The following is a 15,857-nucleotide window of genomic DNA, read 5'->3' on the forward strand; positions in this document are numbered from 1 at the left end:
TCACTGTTCGGGCGCTTCGAGCATGTAGCCCATGCCTCGCACCGTGAAAATCATCTTCGTCTCTTGCCCTTCATCGATCTTGAGTCGCAGGCGACGCACGGCCACATCGATGACGTTGGTGTCGCTCCCGAAGGGCATGTCCCATACCTGGGAGGCGATCAGTGATCGCGGAAGGACTTCCCCTTGGCGACGCATCAGAAGTTCCAGCAGGCCGAATTCCTTGGGCGTCAGATCGATGTGGGTCCCTGCACGGTGCACGCGGCGGCGCAACAGGTCCAACTCCAGATCACCGATGCAGATCGAAGGGAGGCTGCTGGCGTCGACCGTGCGTCCACGCAGGATGGTCCTGATGCTGCACAAGAGTTCCGAGAAGGAGAACGGCTTTTTGAGGAAGTCTTCAACGCCACGCTGGAGCGTGTTGACGCGGCACTCATGATGGTCGCGTCCATTCAAGAAAAGCACGGGAATCAACGAATCCTGACGCCGGAGCGCCTGCAGCAGTTCACAGCCTGTCATGCCTTTCAGGGCGGTGTCGATGATCAAGAGATCGAACATTTGCAGCGATGCCAGTTTCAACGCCTCGATGCCGCTTTTGGCAAGGTCGACGGCGAATCCGGCCTCGCTCAAACCTAGGCGATAGTGATCGCCAGTCTTAATGTCGTTTTCGACGACCAATATCTTCGCCTGCACACTTGTCATGTTTGCGAAGTGTGCCGATGAATACCGGCCTGAACCAAACATGACGAAAATGTAATCTTCAAGACACCGCCTTGAAAGGCTGGGAGCCGGAAAATCTATAGTGGCTTCAGCCTTCTGGCGTCTGGCATGACATTGGATTCAATTCGAACCAGATCGGCATATGCCTTGCCGATGACACTCGTTGTCATTGCAAAGGAGCCATCATGGGTGCCACTTCCAAACATGCCAGGACTGTTGCGAAGCCTCAAAAAGATCGCGAGCCGCAGCGCAACTACGCTGTCAAAGACGAGGGCGTAGAACCCCAAGTCGACAATCCCAAAGCGGCGCCGGATCGGCATGCCCACAGTGTGGAGGCCAGCAATGTGGACGGGCATGTGGCTCAGAGCGAGACCGAGCAACCTAGACAGGCTTGATTCATTGCCCTGTGGAAAAATTCACAACAATCTTCGCGAAGGGTATTGACTCTGTAGCCGCTACAGGGATTCAAATGGATTCAAAGAGATTGGATCTTCTATCGACGGACATGCCAGGCAACTTCCTTCACGTGTATTTGTCAGGCGCAACTCATTTCTGATCCACAAGGCATTTTTTTCAACCTATACTTGCCGCGCCATGCGTCGATTGCTTTGCTTGTTCCTGCTGATTTGGTTTCCGCTCCAGATGTCCTGGGCTGCGGTGGCCAGCTATTGTCAGCATGAAAGCAACCCTGCCGCGCAGCGCCATTTCGGGCACCACGAGCACAACCATCTTGATCCGCAACATGGGGAGCGCCCTGGCGATAAAGCCGCAAAGGACAAGAGCGGTAGCGACAAGAAGGCCAGTGCCGACAACGACTGCACTGTCTGCCACATGAGCGCTGCCTCGCCGGTCAGTGAGACGCACACCCCCCAGGTGGCGTCTAGCAGGGAATGGTTTGGCCACTCGATCGAGGGCTACGCCTCCAACATTCCAGCGGGGCCCGAGCGTCCCGACATACGTCTCGCCGTTTGATTCGGCGAGACGGCTGCTGCGCAAGCTTTTTTCCTGTCTTCAGATAGCGAGGCCACGGCCTCTCTCGCCGGATTCCTTCTTGTTGTTGTTCCCACAACCCGGAGAATTCGATGTACAGGCACATGGTGCCGATGACAACGTTCGCGTTGGTCACGGCCACACTTTTTTCTTCCACCACCTTTGCTCAAGTTAGCCCGTCCGATTCGGATGGGCAGGCCGTGCACAAGGCGGTGCCCGTGGCACAGCCCCTGACGCTGAGCGAAGCCATCAGGCTGGCGCTTCAGTTCAGCCCGCAAATCGTGGCGAATCAGCAGGAACTGGCGGCCAGCGAAGGGGCCGTCATTCAAGCGGGTGCGCGTCCCAACCCTGAAGTCCAGGCACTGCTGGAAGACACGCGGCGAGACAGCCGAACGACCACGGTGCAGTTGAGCCAGCCCATCGAGTTGGGCGGTAAACGTTCAGCGCGGATCTCGGTCGCCGAGGCCGCGCGGGCTCAAACCGCCGTGGACATCGAAGGGCGTCGCGCGCAGATCAGAGCGGATGTGGCCGATGCATTCTTTGCCGCAGCCATCGCTCAGGAACGGGTGAAGTTGGCGCAGGCCTCCGTCGACTTGTCCATGCGTGGCACGGATGCGGTCTCCAAGCGGGTTCAGGCCGGCAAGGTCTCTGCGGTGGACGAGACGCGGGCAAAGGTCGCTCACGCTGGTGTCCGGCTGGAGTTGCTTCAAGCGCAGAGCGAACTTCGATCCGCTCGCCAAGGGCTGGCAGCTCTGCTGGGACCAGCATCTGCCGTTCGTGCTCAGACGCTGGTCTGGCAATCGGGTGTCCAACCAGCCGCTCGCAATCTGGAGGCTTCTCAGTTGTCAGATGTGCCGGTGCTGCGGCAGGCACGCCTGGAGGTCGACAAGCGGCAAGCCATGGTCGAGCTTGAGGAGGCGCGCCGTGTTCCGGACGTGACCCTGACCTTGGGTGCCAAGCGGGATCAGCAGGTCGGACGCAACCAGGCTGTGATCGGCCTGGCCATTCCCATTCCTGTGCTCGATACCAACCGGGGGAACCTGCTTCAGGCCTTGCGCCTGCACGATAAGGCCGAAGCGGACTTCCAGGCAACGCGGATCCGCGTCGAGACCGAGTGGGTGCAATTGACGGAGCGTCAGCGCTTCGCCCAGGCTGAGGTGGACGTCCTGCGCAGCGAGGTACTGCCGGGCGCCGAGAGCGCGTGGCAGGCCGCCACGACCGGCTTCGAGTTGGGCAAGTTCAGCTTCCTCGACGCCCTGGATGCTCAACGGACCTTGCTCCAGGCTCGCGCCCAGTACCTGCGGGCGCTCAATGAGCTGTACCGCACCAACGCCAACATTGATCGCCTGCTGGGGACCAGCGGCGAAGAACAGACGACGTCCAAGCCATGAGAAAGCATTGCATGACACGCTCCAAATCACAACGCCAAGCTGGGCGCATCAGCCAAAAGCAACTCATCGCCATCATCGCCATCGTTTTGGCGGGGTTGGGCGTCAGCGCATTTGTGCTGACGCGGTCTCCCAGCGCGCCCGCCGGCGAAGCGGCCGAGGAGAGCCATGGCCACGGTCACGGCGAGGCCAAGGGACACGACGACGCCGAGCACCACGGCGAGAAGAAATCCGAGTCCGGCCACGACGAGGCGAAGGGACACGATGACAAGGAACACCATGAGAAGGCCGAGGAGCATGGGGAGCATGACAAGCATGAAGGCGAAACCGCTCCTGAGAAGGGCGCTGCCGCCGCCAACGCTGGCAAGCACGAGGAAGGCGAGGAAGAGCCTGTCTCTCTGAATGCTCAGCAGATCGCAGCAGCGGGCGTTGAAGTCCAAGCGGCACAACCTGGCAAGATCCTTTCGACGGTGCAACTGTCCGGCGAGATCAAGTTCAACGAGGATCGCACGGCACACGTTGTGCCCCGTGTCGGTGGCGTCGTCGAATCGGTGTCGGCCAACCTCGGGCAGCAGGTCAAAAAGGGCCAGGTCCTCGCGGTCATTTCCAGCGTGTTGCTGTCCGAACAGCGCAGCGAGTTGCAGGCGGCCCAGAAGCGCCTGACCTTGGCGCAAACCACCTACGACCGAGAGAAGAAGCTCTTCGAAGACAAGATCTCGCCGCAGATGGATCTTCTGCAGGCCACCCAGGCCCTGCGCGAAGCCGAGATTGCGGTCAACAACGCCAACCAGAAGCTCAAGGCGTTGGGTGCCTCGCCTTCGGCTGGGGCATTGAATCGCTACGAGCTGCGCGCACCGTTTGATGCGGTCGTGGTCGAGAAGCACATCGCTCTGGGCGAGTCGGTCAAGGAAGACGCCAATGTGTTCACCCTGTCCGACCTGTCCACCGTGTGGGCCACAATCAACGTGCCCGCCAAGGACCTGAACCTCGTGAAGGTGGGCGAGAAGGTTACCGTGCGATCCAGTTCGTTCGAAGCCACGGCCAAGGGCACCGTGACCTACGTTGGATCGCTGATTGGCGAGCAGACGCGCACAGCAACCGCCCGAGTGGTGCTGACCAATCCAGACCTGTCGTGGCGTCCCGGCCTGTTCGTCAATGTCGCCGTGACTTCCGGCGAGACGGAAGCACCCGTGACCGTGACGGCTGGCGCGGTGCAGACCATGGAAGGCCGCCAAGTCGTGTTCGTCGAAGTCCCGGGCGGATTCCAGGCCAAGCCTGTGGAGGTCGGTCACACCGATGGCAAGCGCACGGAAGTCGTCAAGGGCTTGAGCGCCGGTACCCGCTATGCGGCGACGAACAGCTTCGTCATCAAAGCTGAAATCGGCAAGGCTTCGGCCGAGCACGAGCATTGAGCACGAGGTCCACCCATCATGTTTGAACGCATCATCCGATTTGCCATTGAGCAGCGCTGGCTTGTGCTGCTGGCCGTCTTCGGTATGGCCGCCCTGGGCGTCTTCAGCTATCAGAAGCTGCCCATCGATGCCGTGCCGGACATCACCAACGTCCAGGTCCAGATCAACACCCAGACACCTGGCTATTCGCCGCTGGAAACCGAACAGCGTGTGACCTACCCGCTGGAGACAGTGATGGCGGGCCTGCCCGGCCTGGAGCAGACCCGCTCCCTGTCGCGCTACGGCCTGTCCCAGATCACCGTGATCTTCAAGGACGGCACCGACCTGTACTTCGCGCGCCAACTGGTGAACGAGCGGATCCAGGAGGCCAAGGCGCGGCTGCCGGAAGGCGTCACGCCGGCCATGGGCCCCATTTCCACAGGCCTGGGCGAGATCTACATGTGGACTGTCGAAGCCAAGGACGGCGCCAAGAAGCCGGATGGCACGCCCTACACGCCGACTGACCTGCGCGAAATCCAGGATTGGATCATCAAGCCTCAACTGCGCAATGTAACGGGCGTGACCGAGATCAATTCCATCGGCGGCTATGCCAAGGAATACCAGGTCGCGCCCAGCCCTGAGAAGCTCATGGCGCATGGCCTGACGTTGGGTGACGTGGTCAATGCCCTGGAGCGCAACAACGGCAACGTTGGCGCCGGCTACATCGAACGCGAAGGCGAGCAGTACCTGATCCGTGCACCTGGTCAGGTGCGTGGCACCCAGGACCTGGGCAGCATCATCGTCAAGCAGACGACGGATGTACCCATCCGCATCCGCGACATCGCAGAAGTGGGGCAGGGCAAGGAGCTGCGCACGGGCGCCGCCACCGACAACGGCCGAGAGGTCGTCCTGGGCACCGTGTTCATGCTCATTGGCGAGAACAGCCGCAAGGTCTCGCAAGCAGTTGACATCAAGATGGCGGAGATCAACAAGTCCCTGCCAGCTGGTGTTCATGCCGTGACCGTCTACGACCGGACCGTCCTGGTGGACAAGGCGATCGCCACGGTGAAGAAGAACCTGATGGAAGGCGCCATCCTGGTGATCGCCATCCTCTTCCTGTTCCTGGGCAACATGCGTGCCGCGGTGATCACCGCCATGGTGATCCCGCTTTCCATGCTCTTCACCTTCAGCGGTATGGTCAGTCAGAAGGTCAGTGCGAACCTGATGAGTCTGGGCGCGCTGGACTTCGGGATCATCGTCGATGGCGCGGTGGTGATCGTGGAGAACTGCGTGCGCCGCCTGGCGCATGCGCAGGCGCATCACGGGCGAGAGTTGACCTTGCGCGAGCGCTTCCATGAAGTCTTCGCGGCTTCGCAGGAGGCCCGTCGTCCGCTGCTGTTCGGGCAGCTGATCATCATGATCGTCTACCTGCCCATCTTCGCCCTGGCCGGTGTGGAAGGCAAGATGTTCCATCCGATGGCGTTCACCGTGGTGACGGCGTTGTTGGGTGCCATGATCCTGTCCATCACCTTCATCCCCGCTGCCGTGGCGCTGTTCATCGGCAAGAAGGTGTCGGAGACCGAAAACGTAGTGATCCGCACCGCCAAGCGCTGGTATGAGCCCATGCTGAACACGGTGATGGGGGCCAAGCCTGTCGTGCTGACGGCGGCAGCGGTGCTCGTCCTGGTCTGTGGCGTGGTGGCTTCCCGCATGGGCAGCGAGTTCGTGCCAAGCTTGAACGAAGGCGATTTCGCGGTGCAGGCGCTGCGGATTCCCGGCACCAGCCTCAGCCAATCGGTGGCCATGCAGACCAAGCTGGAAAGCCATCTGAAGGCCAAGTTCCCTGAGATCGAACGTGTGTTTGCACGCACCGGTACCGCCGAGATCGCGGCCGACCCGATGCCGCCCAACATCTCGGACGGTTACGTGATGCTCAAGCCGGTGGACAAATGGCCCGAGCCGCGCAAGACGCGCGACGAACTGCTGGCCGCTGTTCAGGAAGAGGTCGCCAAACTGCCGGGGCAGAACTACGAGTTCTCTCAGCCGATCCAGCTGCGCTTCAACGAGCTGATCTCCGGGGTGCGCAGTGACGTCGCGGTCAAGCTGTTCGGTGATGACATGGATGTCCTCAACAACACTGCCAACCAGATCGCGAAGGTGCTGCAAGGCATCCCGGGCTCGTCCGAGGTGAAGGTGGAACAGACCACGGGCCTGCCCATGCTGACCATCAACATCGACCGCGAGAAGGCGACGCGCTATGGCCTGAACATCGGCGACATCCAGGACACGCTGGCCACGGCCGTGGGCGGCAAGGAGGCTGGGACGCTGTTCGAGGGCGACCGCCGTTTCGACATCGTCGTGCGTCTGCCGGAAGATGTCCGCACGGATCTGGAAGCCGTTCGGCGCCTCCCCATCGCCTTGAAGGGCGGAGACGGCGAGGGCGCGCGCTTCATTCCGCTGTCCGAGGTGGCTTCCATCGACTCGGCGCCTGGTCCCAACCAGGTCAGCCGCGAGAACGGCAAGCGCCGCATCGTCATCAGCGCCAACGTGCGTGGCCGTGACATCGGCACCTTCGTCGGGGATGCCCAGAAGGCGCTGGAAGCGGTCAAGATCCCCACGGGCTATTGGACCGTGTGGGGCGGCCAGTTCGAGAACCTGCAGTCCGCCACGCAGCGCCTGCAGATCGTCGTGCCGGTCTCGCTGCTGCTGGTTTTCGTGCTGCTCTTTGCCATGTTCGGCAACGTGAAGGACGGCTTGCTGGTGTTCACCGGGATCCCGTTCGCGCTGACGGGAGGCATCCTGGCCCTGTGGCTGCGGGACATCCCCTTGTCGATCTCGGCGGCCATCGGATTCATCGCACTGTCTGGGGTGGCCGTGCTGAACGGGCTGGTGATGATCTCCTTCATTCGCAACTTGCGTGACGAAGGGCGGTCGCTTGACGAGGCCATCCACGAGGGCGCCTTGACGCGGCTGAGGCCGGTCCTGATGACCGCGTTGGTGGCATCGCTTGGCTTCGTACCGATGGCCCTGGCCACCGGCACGGGCGCGGAGGTTCAAAGGCCGCTGGCGACCGTCGTGATCGGGGGCATCCTGTCCTCGACGATGCTGACTTTGCTGGTGCTGCCTGTGCTTTACCGCATCGTCCATCGAAAGGATGAAGAGGACGCCCAGACCACCGAAACCAAGCCCTCTCCTGACGCACACGAGGATGGAGCGATTGCATGACCAAAGCATGGGGCCGGTGGCCCCGGCTTTGGCCCGGTGAGGGGAGCGCGCGTGCCTTCACTCGCGCGACGTTCTATGCGCCTGACATAGTCTTGCTGGGGCTGTTCGCCGCGGTGTTGCAAGGCTGTGCCCTGCCCGAGAGGGACGAGGCCAAGCGGCTTAAGCCCATATGTTTCACCATGCTCAAGACGAGAACCTGCGTGCCGGGGCCGTCACCGAAGTCCTTGGACGCGGCCAAGGTGCGCAACCTGGCATTGCGGCCGGATGCGGGGCGGGTGGTGATCGTTCGAGCGCGGGACGGCGACGTCCAAGGGCTGGTGCCTTTGGGGTTGAATGGGCAGCCGCTGGAAAGCCTCATCCCCTATTCGGTCGTTGCCGTGGACGTTTCGCCGGGGCTTCACGAAGTTCGCATTCAGGAGGGGGTGGACGCGACCATTCCCCTGGAACTGCGAGCAGGTGATGTCGTTGTGCTGGAAGTACGCAGGCGTGGAAGGTATGGGAAGAGATTCGACCTTGTTCGCTTGTCGCGGCAGGAAGGGCGTGCGCTGATCGACGAAAGCCGGATTCTGCGCGCGCTGGATCGTACGGTTCCGTCACCGACTAAAACTGGTGGCGAAGGCACGGTTCCCTGATCTGGCGGTTCGCCTGCATAGCGCGTCTGAACACGCGAGCTTTTGCAATGGCGAGAAATGAAGAAGGAGCTTGTGGATGAGCAATTCAATGCGAAGCGTGCCTGGACATCTCGCCAGTAGCTTGATCCCGCTGGCATGTCTCTGCATGACCCCTTACTGTTGGGCCGAGGAACGCATCCTCTACAAGTCGATCATGCCCAATGGGCAGGTCGTGTATGGCGACGAGCCCGAGGCAAAGGCGAAGCGGTCTTACGCGATATCTGTCGAACCTCACCCGGCTGATCCGCAGCAGGCCGAGGCGGCGCAACGCGCGCTTGCGATGACGCGAGAGCAGTTGCTGAAAGACGCTGCTGCGCGATCTCTTCGGCTGAAGGATCTGGACAACAAGATTGCCAGTGCCTACGAAGAGCTCAGGGGCCGTCGGTCCGATCAGGAGGCCGGGCGCCAGGTCGTAGAGGGGGATCGGCAAGGCCGTAGATTTTCTTCACAGTATGGCCGCCGTCAGCGCTCGTTGGCTTCGGAGACGGAGCAGGCCCAGCGCAAGTTGGACAAATTGATCAAGGAACGGGACGCACTTCGATATTGATCTCGCGGATATGCCTGTGAGGTCTGTCAAAGCATGGCGAGATTGTCGTCGCGTCTTTTGCTGAGATGCATTACCAGGCAACTTACCGAGGCAAGCAATCGGCATCGGTGGCGTGAGCCATCGCCATTCAACTTGAAACGATCACGTCTTCGTTCATTTGTCAGACGTGTTGGGAATAGGGTCGATACCCGCCCGACACACATCAGGATCACCTTAGATGTTTTCAGTTCCCACGAATGCTTTCAGGTCCATGGGCGTTCCCTGGCTGGTCGCCGTCATCTGGTTGGCGGCCTTCACTTGCTTGCGCATCGGCCTGCTGGTCACATTGGATGCGGGGCAGGTCGGCATCGATCTCTGGCCCTATGTGCTGACCAAGGGGCTTCTGTTCGATTTGGCAACGCTGGCCTTTCTGGTCGCGCCGGTTTGCCTTTACGAGGCGGTACTGCCCAATCGCTGGAGAACTAGCCTTTGGCATAGAACGCTTCGGCTCAAGTGGTTGTGGTTTTCTGTCTTCGTCATGCTGTTTGGCATCGGCGCGGAGGTCACCTTCTGGCTGGAGTTTTCAACACGGTTCAACTTCATCGCGGTCGACTACCTGCTCTACACGCAGGAGGTGATCGGCAACATCCGGCAGTCCTATCCTGTTCCAACCGTCTTGGCGGCCATCGCAGTGGTGGCTGGTCTCATTGTCTGGTTCTTGCGGGGCGCCGTTCGAAACATGGACAACGTCAAGATCACGCGCATCCAGCGCGCCAAGCTGGTGGCAGCGGGTGTGGTTCTGCCCGTGATCGCGGGGTTCACGGTCAGCGTGGACCAGATGGAAGGGGCAGGCAACGCCTATGCGGACGAGATCTCCGGGAACGGTCTGTTCACGCTGGCGGCGGCCATGCGGCGGAACGAGCTGGATTTCGATCGCTTTTATCGAACAATGCCGCAAAGCGAGGCGGACCGCATTCTTCAAACCATGGGGATGCAGCGCAGACCGCTGTCCGATCTTTCTGCTCAGGCATTGAAGGGCGCCGCGAACCACGCATGGCCCTTCACCCGGCGGCCACGGAATGTGGTGCTGATCTCGGTGGAAAGCCTCTCGGCTTCATTTCTTGGCGCATACGGCGACTCGCGAGGGTTGACGCCCCGGCTCGATGCGATCGCCAAGCAAGGACTGCTGTTCTCGCACGCCTATGCGACGGGAACACGCACGGTCAGGGGGTTGGAGGCGCTGTCGCTGGGAACGCCCCCCGTCCCCGGGCAGGCCATTGTCCGCCGACCTCAGAACGAGCACCTCGCCACGCTGGGAGAAGTGCTTGGCTCTCAAGGCTTCAAGCCCTACTTTTTCTACGGCGGGTACGGCTACTTCGACAACATGAATGCCTATTTCGGGGGCAACGGCTACAAGGTGATCGACAGGACGGACATGGACAAGCGCACCATCGTCTTCGAAAACGTCTGGGGGGTGGCGGACGAGGTGCTGTTCAGCCAGGCCTTGAGCACGCTGGATGAGGGAAGGGCGCAAAGCAATCCTTTCTTTGCGCACATCATGACAACGTCCAATCACCGCCCTTACACCTATCCCGCCGGCCGCATCGACATCCCTTCGCCCGGTGGGCGACTCGGCGCCGTCAAGTACACCGATTTCGCGATCGGCGACTTCATCGACAGGGCTCGTGCGCAACCCTGGTTCAAGGACACCCTGTTCATCATCGTCGCCGACCATGGTGCGTCCGTGGCGGGAAAGACCAAATTGCCACTGGATGGCTACAGAATCCCTTTGATCTTCTTCGCGCCTGATCTGCTGAAGCCAGGTGTATACGAACCGCTGGTCAGCCAGTTGGACCTGGCCCCCACGATCGTCGAGCTATTGGGGAAAAAGGGGGCCGACTACTTCTTTGGACGCTGTCTCTTCGAAGAAGAGGAGCCGTTGAGAAGGGTCTTCGTCAGCAACTATCAGTCGCTTGGCTACCTGCGAAGCAACACGCTCACGGTGTTGCTGCCTCGGCAACGGGTGGAGAGCTACAGGGTCGATCCTCGGACGCTGGAGACGACGCCCAAAGCAGTGGATCCGGTACTGTTGAATGAGGCGATCGCCTACTATCAGACGGCATCAAGGTCCTTCAAGATGGGGGCATTGAAGCTGCCAAATTGCCCCCATCAACAATGAGCGGCCAGCGAATGCATCAGGACCTGCGTTCGCCCCGAAGCGGCCGATTCATCGGCCAGCTTCGGGGGCTTGCATCACTTCAGCGCAAAGCGAACAGAGACGGGCTTCTTGCCAGGCAGCGTCCCGACAGCCACCGCTTTGGCGCCAGCGCTCACGTCGAAGCTGCCTTTGGCTTCCAGCTTCTCACCCGCTGGCGCGAGTTGCACTTCGTTTTTGTCGGTGCCCTTGATGAGGGTCAGTTTGCCACTGGCACCTTGCATCTTGACTGCCTTGCCGTGATCGCGCACGTACAGGCTGATCAGGTCGGCCTTGGCCACCAGTTCGAAGTCCATCTCGCTGGCTTCCACCACCACGCCGCCGTGCAGCGGATCATGTTCGTGCCCGTGTTCGTGTCCATCCGCCGCAAAGGCGCTGGCACTGATGGCCAGGATCGAGCAGGCAATCAGGCTGTTCACTTTTCTCATCTTCAGTCCTTGAAGGTTATGGAGGTGAAAGCCTATGCAGATGCAGGCGACAGAAGGCCAACTCAAAGATGACAAATTCGTCATCTTCCTTGTGTAACAGCCATTTAACAATCAAACGCATGAAAATTCTGGTGATCGAAGACAGCGTCAAGATGGCCGAGTACCTTCGCAAGGGTCTCTGCGAGGAAGGCTATGTGGTCGACGTGGCCAACAGCGGCATTGACGGCTTGCACATGGCGATCGAGATCGACTATGACCTTCTCGTCCTGGATGGCATGCTCCCCGGCATCGACGGCCTGGCAGTGCTCGCTGCTCTGCGGCAAAGCAAACAGACGCCGGTGCTCATGTTGACGGCCCGCGGACAGGTCGAAGACCGTGTCAAAGGCCTTCAAGGCGGAGCGGACGATTACCTCGTCAAACCGTTCGCGTTTTCGGAATTGGTTGCGCGCATCCAGGTTCTGCTCAGACGGTCGGGCGGGCAGCGAAATGCTGGCGAGCCGACGGTTTTGAAGGTGGCCGATCTGGATGTGGATCTGCTTCGTCGAAAAGCCACGCGATCTGGGCAGCGGCTCGACCTCACGGCTAAGGAGTTCAACCTGCTGAGCCTGCTGCTGCGACGCCAGGGCGAAGTGCTGTCGCGTACCGAATTGGCCGAGCAGGTCTGGGACATGCACTTCGACAGCGAGACCAATGTCGTGGAGGTGGCCATTCGTCGCCTGCGCTCCAAGCTGGATCAGCCTTTTGAGAGATCGTTGTTGCACACGGTGCGCGGGATGGGCTACGTGCTGGAGGTTCGCGAGCCGTGAGCGACATTGTCACGACGGCCAGCCTTCGGGGGCGGCTGTCACGCTGGTTGGCGCTCCAGACCATGCTGGGCCTTGGCCTGGTTTGCGTGGTGGTGTACGTGCTGTTCGCGCTGACGGTGTCCGAGCGGCAGGATGAAGCGCTGTCACAGAAGCAGAACACCGTCGAACACCTGCTTGCAGGCAGCGACGGTGAGCGGGACCTGGCTGATGTGCGTCAAGTGCTTGGCAGCTTTCTGGCAGGGCATGACGAACTTTCTTTGCGCTTGATGGGGCGTGATGGCCAAGTGCTTTTTGAGACATCTTCATGGCGGGCCGGTCCAAATGAGATCAAGAGCAGGGCGTTCGACATCAAAGTGCGGTCTGAAGATGGCGGAATGGCTCGGGCCATCTTGGTACTGGACAAACGCATGGATGACGCCTTGCTCGCCCGCCTGGCGTGGACGCTGGCGGTCGCGGCGCTGGTGGGTGCCCTGGCGGTTTCCGTCGGAGGGTTCATGCTGGTTCGCCTGGGTCTGGCGCCACTGCACAAGCTTGTCGAGCAGACCGGACTCGTCACGGCCACGGACCTGGAACGACGCCTGGACGGCGCGGGTCAGGCCTACGAACTGCAACCCTTGATTCAGCAGTTCAATGCCTTGCTGGACCGCCTTGGCGTTGCCTACAAGCAGATGGAGGCCTTCAATGCCGATGTGGCACACGAACTGAACACGCCGCTGGCGACGTTGATCAGCAGCTGTGAGTTGGCGTTGCGCAAACCTCGAAGTGCCGATGATCTCAGAGAGGCATTGGCATCCAATCTAGAAGAGCTACGCAGTCTTGCCAGTATCGTCGGCGACATGCTGTTTCTGTCCAATGCCGAACGTGGTGGGCCTGCGCGGCGCGAATGGACGCCTTGCCTTAGTGTCTTGGCGGAAGAGGTGATCGAGTTTCATGAGGCGGCGCTCCTTGACGCGGGGCTGACTGCCAAGATCTCGGGCGATGCTTTCGCCACGGTGGATGGCCCGTTGTTGCGGCGGGCGCTGTCGAATCTCTTGGGCAATGCCACGCGCTACGCTTCACCGGAGTCATCGGTGTTGATCCAGATCGATCGCGAGAAAATCGGCTGGGTGAGGATTGCCGTCTACAACAAGGGGGCGACCATCGGTGTGGAGCATCTGCCCAGGTTGTTCGACCGCTTCTACCGAGCCGATCCCGCGCGCAGCCCTGCGGATCGCAACCATGGGCTTGGCTTGTCCATCGTGGCGGCCATCGCGCGAATGCATGGCGGCCATGCATTCGCGGAGTCAGCCGCAGGCGTGACCCGCATCGGGATGATGTTGCCCGACGCCGCTGGACCTGGCCCAACCTTGTGATGGGCCGCTGCCCCGTTCCGTCAATTGCTTTCGTGCAGGTTGGGGGTGATGTAGACCTTCAGCGATTTGTTAGTGAAGCCCTTCGGTGCCACGGCCATCAGGTCCACGGCCTGATGGTTGAGCACCTCGAACTTCCAGCTGAAGCTCTTGTCGCCGCTGCGGAAAGTGACGGTTTCGCCGCAGACCACGTTGACGAACTTGGCGGATTCGACATCGACGACCTTGACTGCTTGGGATGGGCTGGACATGGCGCCATACATGGACTTGCCGTCGCGGGTAGTCGATCGATCCGTCGTGGCGCTCGCCAAGGCCGCAGACAATGCGAGGCTGAGAACGAAGGCGGTTTTGGTCAGGCAATGATTCATGATCAGCTCCAGTTGGTTCCGGGACAACCGGCACATCGATTGATGGGCTTGAGCGGCATGTCCTGGAGGTGACTCTAGAAGTTCGTGCCCGACACGCTCCGTACAGATTGGTTACAGTTTTGTCATCTCCTTTTGCCGCGCCGAGCAACTTGCTGGGCCTATGGCGAGAGTGCCGAAGGCGTCTTTGTTTGTCCAGAATCGGCGTACTTCGTCCAGCTGCGGCCCATGGCCGCAGAATCTGACTCCAGCGTTGGAAAGTGACCATACTTTGCCGAGAGCTCATCATTGGCCACCGCGATCGGCGCCCCTCGACTCAATTCCAGGCCTGTTCGATCGGAACCCGATGCACAGTGAACCAACAAGGGCGTGGGCGATGTCTTCATCAGGAGACTGCTCAAGTGTCAGTTCTCCCTGTAGGCGGACAGGGGCACATCCAGAAGCCTGACTCCGGTGGTTTCCGTGATGGCCACGTCGCTGTCGTACCAAGGTTGACCATGATTCGTGCCACGCAGGTTCAGAACAGTCTTGACGCCATGCTGGTCGATGGTCTGACATAGCGCAGGGCCAGCCTGGCCCACAGGAGAAGGTGGCCGAGGCAGCCAAGTATCTCGATGATCAGCGGGGCAGGGTGTTGCCCATGTACGAAAATCTCCGTTCGCTCTCCAAGGCGTTGCTTGATGTTGGCCAGTGCATGGCGCATTCTTCGCATCTGATGAGGGCTTGCGCCACTTCGAGTTGATCCTGTTGCAGCACAGCCGTCTGGATGCGGTCCTGAGCGATGTGGCTGCACAAAGACGGCGGGCCGAAGGATGGACCTATCTCGCGGATGCGGGGCGCATTGCATGGCTACAGGAGCCTGATGCGGTCACGCACATGAAGGACAGACATGGCCACGCCACGCTCAAGAAGCTGGCCATCGCTTCAAATCTGTTCGACGTTTTTGATGAACCGTTGCTCGACGTTGGATACCGCACTTTGTACAGAGCCAGGAGCTAACTGATGTCATCACTGCTATCGGATGTGGCTCTGCTTTCTCTGTGGACGATCAGTCTGTCCGCGGGCCGTACATGATGATGGCCATTCCACACAGGCTGACGGTTACCCCGATCCAGTCTGTCGCTGTTGGCTGGACTTTGTCGACCAGCATTAACCACACGATGGCCACAAGGATGTAGACCCCGCCATAGGCGGCGTAGACGCGGCCAGCCGCGCTGGGGTGCAGCGACAGTAGCCATGCAAAAAGGGCCAAACTTGCCGCCGCTGGCAACAAAAGCCACGCCGAGCGGCCCTGGTGAAGCCAAAGGTAAGGTAGGTAGCACCCAAGGATCTCGGCGATGGCCGTGACGACAAACAGCAGGAAGGTTTTGAGCAAATCCATGTCGGCATTTTCATACAAACCTCTTGCATCTCAAGTAGCTTGAGGTCGTACCGTTGTGATGTGGGCGACGTGCTCACTTACGGAAAGACTGAAATGAGACCTTGGAAAGCCGCTGTCGGTGTCGGAGCAGAATGTGCTGCCTGCTGTGCCGTCCCCCTGCTTGGTGGTACTGCTGCCCTGGCGGCAGGATCTACCGCCCTTGCTGCAATCGGAGCATCCATGGTTGCATGTGCTGATGAGCTTGTCCTGATTGGTGGGGTATTGCTGGTGTTGGCCTTAGGCAGTGTGCTGATGGCCTGGCGCCGTCGGCGCACATCGGTCAGTCCTAAGGTCTCCATGTGTTCGGGGGGCTGCAATCTCAGATGATCGGCATGGCCCGTTGACCTAAGCTCGGCAGTCTGGGCA

15 protein-coding genes are annotated in these 15,857 nt (G+C 60.5%); 11 read left to right on the forward strand and 4 right to left on the reverse strand.

Annotated features, from left to right (window positions below; all coding sequences use genetic code 11):
- Entirely contained in the window at positions 1 to 741 is a 741-nt protein-coding gene (locus DEH84_RS08220; RefSeq protein ID WP_281262567.1) for a winged helix-turn-helix domain-containing protein, read from the reverse strand.
- Between the two features lie 161 nt (positions 742 to 902).
- On the opposite strand from DEH84_RS08220, the gene DEH84_RS19110 reads away from it, so the two are divergent.
- The 8 genes from DEH84_RS19110 to DEH84_RS08260 all read left to right on the forward strand — a co-directional run bounded on the left by DEH84_RS19110 (position 903) and on the right by DEH84_RS08260 (position 11,087).
- Positions 903 to 1,112, forward strand: coding sequence for a hypothetical protein (locus DEH84_RS19110; RefSeq protein WP_137839858.1), 210 nt, complete (start codon positions 903 to 905; stop codon positions 1,110 to 1,112).
- A gap of 199 nt (positions 1,113 to 1,311) precedes the next feature.
- Positions 1,312 to 1,689 carry a cation efflux protein, CzcI family gene (gene czcI / locus DEH84_RS08230; RefSeq protein ID WP_058085857.1) on the forward strand — a complete coding sequence of 126 codons (378 nt, stop codon included), beginning with the start codon at positions 1,312 to 1,314 and terminating at the stop codon, positions 1,687 to 1,689.
- A gap of 110 nt (positions 1,690 to 1,799) precedes the next feature.
- Positions 1,800 to 3,098, forward strand: coding sequence for a TolC family protein (locus DEH84_RS08235; RefSeq protein ID WP_083505682.1), 1,299 nt, complete (start codon positions 1,800 to 1,802; stop codon positions 3,096 to 3,098).
- An 11-nt stretch (positions 3,099 to 3,109) separates the two neighbouring features.
- Positions 3,110 to 4,507: an efflux RND transporter periplasmic adaptor subunit gene (locus DEH84_RS08240; protein WP_058085856.1), complete on the forward strand. Its 1,398-nt coding sequence runs from the start codon at positions 3,110 to 3,112 to the stop codon at positions 4,505 to 4,507.
- Between the two features lie 18 nt (positions 4,508 to 4,525).
- Complete coding sequence (locus tag DEH84_RS08245) at positions 4,526 to 7,711, forward strand: CusA/CzcA family heavy metal efflux RND transporter (RefSeq protein ID WP_058085855.1); 3,186 nt, start codon at positions 4,526 to 4,528, stop codon at positions 7,709 to 7,711.
- Complete coding sequence (locus tag DEH84_RS08250; protein ID WP_058085854.1) at positions 7,708 to 8,343, forward strand: hypothetical protein; 636 nt, start codon at positions 7,708 to 7,710, stop codon at positions 8,341 to 8,343. The genes DEH84_RS08245 and DEH84_RS08250 overlap by 4 nt, the downstream gene beginning before the upstream one ends.
- 76 nt (positions 8,344 to 8,419) lie before the next feature.
- A complete protein-coding gene (locus DEH84_RS08255) occupies positions 8,420 to 8,929 on the forward strand; it encodes a DUF4124 domain-containing protein (protein WP_152987392.1) in 510 nt (169 codons plus the stop codon).
- Between the two features lie 250 nt (positions 8,930 to 9,179).
- Positions 9,180 to 11,087 carry an LTA synthase family protein gene (locus DEH84_RS08260; RefSeq protein ID WP_109038283.1) on the forward strand — a complete coding sequence of 636 codons (1,908 nt, stop codon included), beginning with the start codon at positions 9,180 to 9,182 and terminating at the stop codon, positions 11,085 to 11,087.
- Positions 11,088 to 11,161: 74 nt separating this feature from the next.
- Here the strand turns inward: DEH84_RS08260 and DEH84_RS08265 are convergent, their stop codons facing one another.
- Positions 11,162 to 11,551 carry a hypothetical protein gene (locus tag DEH84_RS08265; protein ID WP_109036411.1) on the reverse strand — a complete coding sequence of 130 codons (390 nt, stop codon included), beginning with the start codon at positions 11,549 to 11,551 and terminating at the stop codon, positions 11,162 to 11,164.
- A 119-nt stretch (positions 11,552 to 11,670) separates the two neighbouring features.
- Here DEH84_RS08265 and DEH84_RS08270 point away from each other — a divergent pair, with 119 nt between their 5' ends.
- Both DEH84_RS08270 and DEH84_RS08275 read left to right on the forward strand, forming a co-directional pair.
- On the forward strand, positions 11,671 to 12,357 hold the full coding sequence (locus DEH84_RS08270) for a heavy metal response regulator transcription factor (protein WP_109036413.1): 687 nt from the start codon (positions 11,671 to 11,673) through the stop codon (positions 12,355 to 12,357).
- Between the two features lie 62 nt (positions 12,358 to 12,419).
- On the forward strand, positions 12,420 to 13,709 hold the full coding sequence (locus DEH84_RS08275; RefSeq protein ID WP_230179383.1) for a heavy metal sensor histidine kinase: 1,290 nt from the start codon (positions 12,420 to 12,422) through the stop codon (positions 13,707 to 13,709).
- 20 nt (positions 13,710 to 13,729) lie between these two features.
- Here DEH84_RS08275 and DEH84_RS08280 read toward each other — a convergent pair whose 3' ends face one another.
- Entirely contained in the window at positions 13,730 to 14,074 is a 345-nt protein-coding gene (locus DEH84_RS08280; RefSeq protein WP_159098910.1) for a CzcE family metal-binding protein, read from the reverse strand.
- A gap of 720 nt (positions 14,075 to 14,794) precedes the next feature.
- Between DEH84_RS08280 and DEH84_RS08285 the strand changes: the two genes are divergently transcribed.
- Positions 14,795 to 15,070 carry a hypothetical protein gene (locus DEH84_RS08285; RefSeq protein WP_133611150.1) on the forward strand — a complete coding sequence of 92 codons (276 nt, stop codon included), beginning with the start codon at positions 14,795 to 14,797 and terminating at the stop codon, positions 15,068 to 15,070.
- Positions 15,071 to 15,119: 49 nt separating this feature from the next.
- Here DEH84_RS08285 and DEH84_RS08290 read toward each other — a convergent pair whose 3' ends face one another.
- Positions 15,120 to 15,452 (reverse strand): YnfA family protein, encoded by a 333-nt coding sequence (locus tag DEH84_RS08290; protein ID WP_109036417.1) that lies wholly within the window; start codon positions 15,450 to 15,452, stop codon positions 15,120 to 15,122.
- Between the last annotated feature and the right edge of the window lie 405 nt (positions 15,453 to 15,857).

The sequence above is a fragment of the Aquabacterium olei genome (assembly GCF_003100395.1).
In the GTDB taxonomy this organism is placed as follows: domain Bacteria; phylum Pseudomonadota; class Gammaproteobacteria; order Burkholderiales; family Burkholderiaceae_C; genus Aquabacterium; species Aquabacterium olei.

Bases quoted from the DNA above. Each gene is read 5' to 3' on its own strand.
- DEH84_RS08255 (WP_152987392.1), top strand. From the start codon at position 8,420: ATGAGCAATTCAATGCGAAGCGTGCCTGGACATCTCGCCAGTAGCTTG.
- DEH84_RS08290 (WP_109036417.1), bottom strand. From the start codon at position 15,452: ATGGATTTGCTCAAAACCTTCCTGCTGTTTGTCGTCACGGCCATCGCC.
- DEH84_RS08280 (WP_159098910.1), bottom strand. From the start codon at position 14,074: ATGAATCATTGCCTGACCAAAACCGCCTTCGTTCTCAGCCTCGCATTG.
- czcI (WP_058085857.1), top strand. From the start codon at position 1,312: ATGCGTCGATTGCTTTGCTTGTTCCTGCTGATTTGGTTTCCGCTCCAG.
- DEH84_RS08260 (WP_109038283.1), top strand. From the start codon at position 9,180: ATGGGCGTTCCCTGGCTGGTCGCCGTCATCTGGTTGGCGGCCTTCACT.
- DEH84_RS08250 (WP_058085854.1), top strand. From the start codon at position 7,708: ATGACCAAAGCATGGGGCCGGTGGCCCCGGCTTTGGCCCGGTGAGGGG.
- DEH84_RS08245 (WP_058085855.1), top strand. From the start codon at position 4,526: ATGTTTGAACGCATCATCCGATTTGCCATTGAGCAGCGCTGGCTTGTG.
- DEH84_RS08220 (WP_281262567.1), bottom strand. From the start codon at position 741: ATGTTTGGTTCAGGCCGGTATTCATCGGCACACTTCGCAAACATGACA.
- DEH84_RS19110 (WP_137839858.1), top strand. From the start codon at position 903: ATGGGTGCCACTTCCAAACATGCCAGGACTGTTGCGAAGCCTCAAAAA.
- DEH84_RS08265 (WP_109036411.1), bottom strand. From the start codon at position 11,551: ATGAGAAAAGTGAACAGCCTGATTGCCTGCTCGATCCTGGCCATCAGT.
- DEH84_RS08235 (WP_083505682.1), top strand. From the start codon at position 1,800: ATGTACAGGCACATGGTGCCGATGACAACGTTCGCGTTGGTCACGGCC.
- DEH84_RS08275 (WP_230179383.1), top strand. From the start codon at position 12,420: ATGCTGGGCCTTGGCCTGGTTTGCGTGGTGGTGTACGTGCTGTTCGCG.
- DEH84_RS08240 (WP_058085856.1), top strand. From the start codon at position 3,110: ATGACACGCTCCAAATCACAACGCCAAGCTGGGCGCATCAGCCAAAAG.
- DEH84_RS08270 (WP_109036413.1), top strand. From the start codon at position 11,671: ATGAAAATTCTGGTGATCGAAGACAGCGTCAAGATGGCCGAGTACCTT.